2 tRNA genes and 3 rRNA genes are annotated in these 5471 nt (G+C 46.0%); all 5 read left to right on the forward strand.

The features are described 5' to 3' along the window. Nucleotides 1-145: 145 nt before the first annotated feature. The 5 genes from Q1B37_RS24075 (at nucleotide 146) to rrf (ending at nucleotide 5445) form a co-directional block, all read left to right on the forward strand. Nucleotides 146-1671 (forward strand): 16S ribosomal RNA (locus Q1B37_RS24075). Between the two features lie 165 nt (nucleotides 1672-1836). Continuing rightward, a tRNA-Ile gene (locus Q1B37_RS24080) sits at nucleotides 1837-1910 on the forward strand. Between the two features lie 135 nt (nucleotides 1911-2045). Then, nucleotides 2046-2119: transfer RNA gene (locus tag Q1B37_RS24085), tRNA-Ala, on the forward strand. A gap of 216 nt (nucleotides 2120-2335) precedes the next feature. Continuing rightward, nucleotides 2336-5152 (forward strand): 23S ribosomal RNA (locus Q1B37_RS24090). Between the two features lie 185 nt (nucleotides 5153-5337). Continuing rightward, nucleotides 5338-5445, forward strand: a 5S ribosomal RNA gene (rrf, locus tag Q1B37_RS24095). The 16S, 23S and 5S rRNA genes sit together here with 2 tRNA genes alongside, the layout of an rRNA operon. Nucleotides 5446-5471: the final 26 nt, after the last annotated feature.

The raw sequence follows: 5471 nt of genomic DNA on the forward strand, positions 1-5471 counted from the left end.
AAAAAGTTCATTGATATATTGATTGACAGCGCGTATTAATATTGGTTTATACTGATATTATTACAATAAGAATTAAGACTAGAAATAATTTTGAGAAACGATTTATAATTCCTGGTTGTGTTATGATTAAAATATTTAAGAATTCACGATGAAGAGTTTGATCCTGGCTCAGGATGAACGCTAGCGGCAGGCTTAACACATGCAAGTCGAGGGGTAACATTAGGGTGCTTGCACTTTAGATGACGACCGGCGCACGGGTGCGTAACGCGTATAGAACCTACCTTATAGTAAGGGATAGCCCAGAGAAATTTGGATTAATACCTTATAGTATCATAAATCAGCATTGGTTAATGATTAAAGATTTATCGCTATAAGATGGCTATGCGTTCTATTAGCTAGTTGGTATGGTAACGGCATACCAAGGCGACGATAGATAGGGGTCCTGAGAGGGAGATCCCCCACACTGGTACTGAGACACGGACCAGACTCCTACGGGAGGCAGCAGTGAGGAATATTGGACAATGGAGGCAACTCTGATCCAGCCATGCCGCGTGTAGGAAGACTGCCCTATGGGTTGTAAACTACTTTTATAGAGGAAGAAACCGCTCTACGTGTAGAGCTCTGACGGTACTCTACGAATAAGGATCGGCTAACTCCGTGCCAGCAGCCGCGGTAATACGGAGGATCCAAGCGTTATCCGGAATCATTGGGTTTAAAGGGTCCGTAGGCGGGTTTGTAAGTCAGTGGTGAAAGTTTTCGGCTCAACCGGAAAATTGCCATTGATACTGCAAGTCTTGAATCATTATGAAGTGGTTAGAATAAGTAGTGTAGCGGTGAAATGCATAGATATTACTTAGAATACCGATTGCGAAGGCAGATCACTAATAATGTATTGACGCTAAGGGACGAAAGCGTGGGTAGCGAACAGGATTAGATACCCTGGTAGTCCACGCCGTAAACGATGGTTACTAGCTGTTCGGTTTTCGGACTGAGTGGCTAAGCGAAAGTGATAAGTAACCCACCTGGGGAGTACGTTCGCAAGAATGAAACTCAAAGGAATTGACGGGGGCCCGCACAAGCGGTGGAGCATGTGGTTTAATTCGATGATACGCGAGGAACCTTACCAGGGCTTAAATGTAGTCTGACAGCTTTAGAGATAGAGTTTTCTTCGGACAGATTACAAGGTGCTGCATGGTTGTCGTCAGCTCGTGCCGTGAGGTGTCAGGTTAAGTCCTATAACGAGCGCAACCCCTGTTGTTAGTTGCCAGCGAGTAATGTCGGGAACTCTAGCAAGACTGCCGGTGCAAACCGCGAGGAAGGTGGGGATGACGTCAAATCATCACGGCCCTTACGTCCTGGGCCACACACGTGCTACAATGGTAGGTACAGAGAGCAGCCACTTGGTGACAAGGAGCGAATCTATAAAACCTATCACAGTTCGGATCGGAGTCTGCAACTCGACTCCGTGAAGCTGGAATCGCTAGTAATCGGATATCAGCCATGATCCGGTGAATACGTTCCCGGGCCTTGTACACACCGCCCGTCAAGCCATGGAAGCTGGGGGTACCTGAAGTCCGTCACCGCAAGGAGCGGCCTAGGGTAAAACTGGTAACTGGGGCTAAGTCGTAACAAGGTAGCCGTACCGGAAGGTGCGGCTGGAACACCTCCTTTCTAGAGAAGTTATGACACACAGGAATTGTTTGTTAGGGATTATTTTTAGTCTTAGCTGTTAATTAATTGAATTAGTTGTTAGTTTTTGGTTGTTAGTTGTTAGGGTTTTATTTTATAAGACAGGTAACTATCAACTCTAAACCATCAACCATCAACTATGAAAAAAGTCTCATAGCTCAGCTGGTTAGAGCGCTACACTGATAATGTAGAGGTCGGCAGTTCGAGTCTGCCTGAGACTACTATCTAAGATGGGTTTAGTTTTTTTATAAGCTTAGTTTTAGTAAAGTTCATTGATTATATATTGAAAAGGAAATTCTAGAAGTTTGAGAATTCTAAATTCGTAATTCTGAATTCTACATTCTGAATTCATGATAGGGGAATTAGCTCAGCTGGCTAGAGCGCCTGCCTTGCACGCAGGAGGTCACCGGTTCGACTCCGGTATTCTCCACAAGGTGATGCCTTGGGATGTAAGTTTCAAGAGTATTGCATGGGAGTAGTTACTGATAATTAATGTCAGTGGTTACTCACCACAACGTTCATTGACATATTGATTTAAAGAATACGAGCGTTAGATGTTTTCACAGGAGACATTTAACGACAAAAGAGCGATAATAGAATTATATTTTATTATTGAAAAAACTAAAAGAGCAAGTTAAAGCAAGACGCATAAGCTAATTAAGGGCGTATGGGGAATGCCTAGGCTCTCAGAGGCGATGAAGGACGTGATAAGCTGCGAAAAGCTGTGGGGAGTGGCACATACACTATGATCCGCAGATATCCGAATGGGGCAACCCACTATATTGAAGATATAGTATCCGTAAGGAGGCGAACCCGGAGAACTGAAACATCTAAGTACCCGGAGGAGAAGAAAACAATAGTGATTCCGTTAGTAGTGGCGAGCGAACGCGGATTAGCCCAAACCGATGTTGTTACGGCAATATCGGGGTTGTAGGACCACGCTATAAGATGTATATTGAATTAGAATTGTTTGGAAAGACAAGCCATAGAGGGTGATAGTCCCGTATAGGTAAGATATATTGATTTAGTGGTATCCTGAGTAGTGCGGGGCACGTGTAACCCTGTATGAATCTGTGGGGACCATCCCATAAGGCTAAATACTCCTGAGAGACCGATAGTGAACCAGTACCGTGAGGGAAAGGTGAAAAGAACCCTGAATAAGGGAGTGAAATAGATCCTGAAACCATACGCTTACAAGCGGTCGGAGCGATAAGTGACGGCGTGCCTTTTGCATAATGAGCCTACGAGTTACTTTTACTAGCAAGGTTAAGATTTTAAGAATCGCAGCCGAAGCGAAAGCGAGTCTGAATAGGGCGATTAAGTTAGTAGTAGTAGACGCGAAACCGTGTGATCTACCCTTGGGCAGGTTGAAGCTTTGTTAACCCAAAGTGGAGGACCGAACCCGTTGACGTTGAAAAGTCTTGGGATGACCTGAGGGTAGGGGTGAAAGGCCAATCAAACTCGGAAATAGCTCGTACTCCCCGAAATGCATTTAGGTGCAGCGTTGATATATAGTTTTATAGAGGTAGAGCTACTGATTGGATGCGGGGGCTTCACCGCCTACCAATTCCTGACAAACTCCGAATGCTATAAAATGATGATCAGCAGTGAGGGCATGGGTGCTAAGGTCCATGTCCGAGAGGGAAAGAACCCAGACCATCAGCTAAGGTCCCTAAATATATGCTAAGTTGAATAAACGCGGTTGAACTGCTTAGACAGCTAGGATGTTGGCTTGGAAGCAGCCATTCATTTAAAGAGTGCGTAACAGCTCACTAGTCGAGCGGTTCGGCATGGATAATAATCGGGCATAAGCATATTACCGAAGCTATGGACTTCGTAAGGAGTGGTAGGGGAGCATTGTAGTGACGTTGAAGGTGAGAGGCGATTCTTGCTGGAGTAGCTACAAAAGAAAATGTAGGCATAAGTAACGATAATGCGGGCGAGAAACCCGCACACCGAAAGACTAAGGTTTCCTCAGCTATGCTAATCAGCTGAGGGTTAGTCGGGACCTAACGCGAACCCGAAAGGGGTAGTGGATGGACAACAGGTTAATATTCCTGTACCTGCTCACGCTAAAAGTGACGGAGGCGTTTATTTGGTGCGAACTGACGGAATAGTTCGTTGAAGCGAGTAGTAATACCGCGATAGTACACAGAGGCTTCGGCTGATGTGATAATCCAGAGGCGCGACTTCCAAGAAAACCGAGTGAAGCAGCCCGTACCGTAAACCGACACAGGTAGTTGGGATGAGAATTCTAAGGTGCTCGAGAGATTCATGGCTAAGGAACTAGGCAAAATCGACCCGTAACTTCGGGAGAAGGGTCGCCACACTTCGGTGTGGCCGCAGTGAAGAGGTCCAGGCGACTGTTTATCAAAAACACAGGGCTATGCTAAATAGAAATATGATGTATATGGCCTGACACCTGCCCGGTGCCGGAAGGTTAAGAGGAGGGTTTAGCTTCGGCGAAGATCTGAATTGAAGCCCCGGTAAACGGCGGCCGTAACTATAACGGTCCTAAGGTAGCGAAATTCCTTGTCGGGTAAGTTCCGACCTGCACGAATGGTGCAACGATCTGGACACTGTCTCAGCCATGAGCTCGGTGAAATTGTAGTATCGGTGAAGATGCCGGTTACCCGCTGTGGGACGAAAAGACCCTGTGAACCTTTACTATAGCTTAGTATTGACTTTGGATAAGTAATGTGTAGGATAGGTGGGAGACTTTGAAGTGGCGTCGCCAGGCGTTGTGGAGTCATTGTTGAAATACCACCCTTTGCTTATTCGAAGCCTAACATCGCGAGATGGACAGTGCTTGGTGGGTAGTTTGACTGGGGTGGTCGCCTCCAAAAGAGTAACGGAGGCTTCTAAAGGTCTGCTCAGTACGGTTGGTAATCGTGCGTAGAGTGCAATGGCATAAGCAGGCTTGACTGAGAGAGATACAGCTCGATCAGGTACGAAAGTAGAGCATAGTGATCCGGTGGTTCCGCATGGAAGGGCCATCGCTCAAAGGATAAAAGGTACTCCGGGGATAACAGGCTGATCTCCCCCAAGAGCTCACATCGACGGGGGGGTTTGGCACCTCGATGTCGGCTCGTCACATCCTGGGGCTGGAGAAGGTCCCAAGGGTTGGGCTGTTCGCCCATTAAAGTGGCACGCGAGCTGGGTTCAGAACGTCGTGAGACAGTTCGGTCTCTATCTACAGTGGGCGTTAGAAATTTGAGTGGATCTGACTTTAGTACGAGAGGACCGAGTTGGACGAACCTCTGGTGTATCTGTTGTTCCGCCAGGAGCATTGCAGAGTAGCTACGTTCGGAAGGGATAAGCGCTGAAAGCATATAAGCGCGAAACCCACCACAAGATGAGATTTCTTTAAAGGGTCGTGGGAGACTACCACGTTGATAGGCTATAGGTGTAAAGGCAGTAATGTCATAGCCGAGTAGTACTAATAACCCATAGGCTTATGCGCACACCTTGGTATTGAAGTATCAGTGCCAAGGTGGAGATTTGCTTAACACGTGTATTTTAGTGAAAAGCTCATCGTATTTTATATATTTAAATCAATATGTCAACAATATTGGTTAATAGTTTATGGTTAGATGTTGATAGTTTAAATACTATTAACCAATAACTAACTACTATTAACAAACGGCTTAAGGTGGTTATAGCATCGGGGCTCACCTCTTACCATTCCGAACAGAGAAGTTAAGCCCGTTAGCGCCAATGGTACTACAATCGTGGGAGAGTAGGTCGCCGCCTTCCTTGAAAACCCTTCATTATGACAATGA

The organism is uncultured Aquimarina sp., from assembly GCF_947492965.1.
Classification (GTDB): Bacteria; Bacteroidota; Bacteroidia; order Flavobacteriales; family Flavobacteriaceae; genus Aquimarina.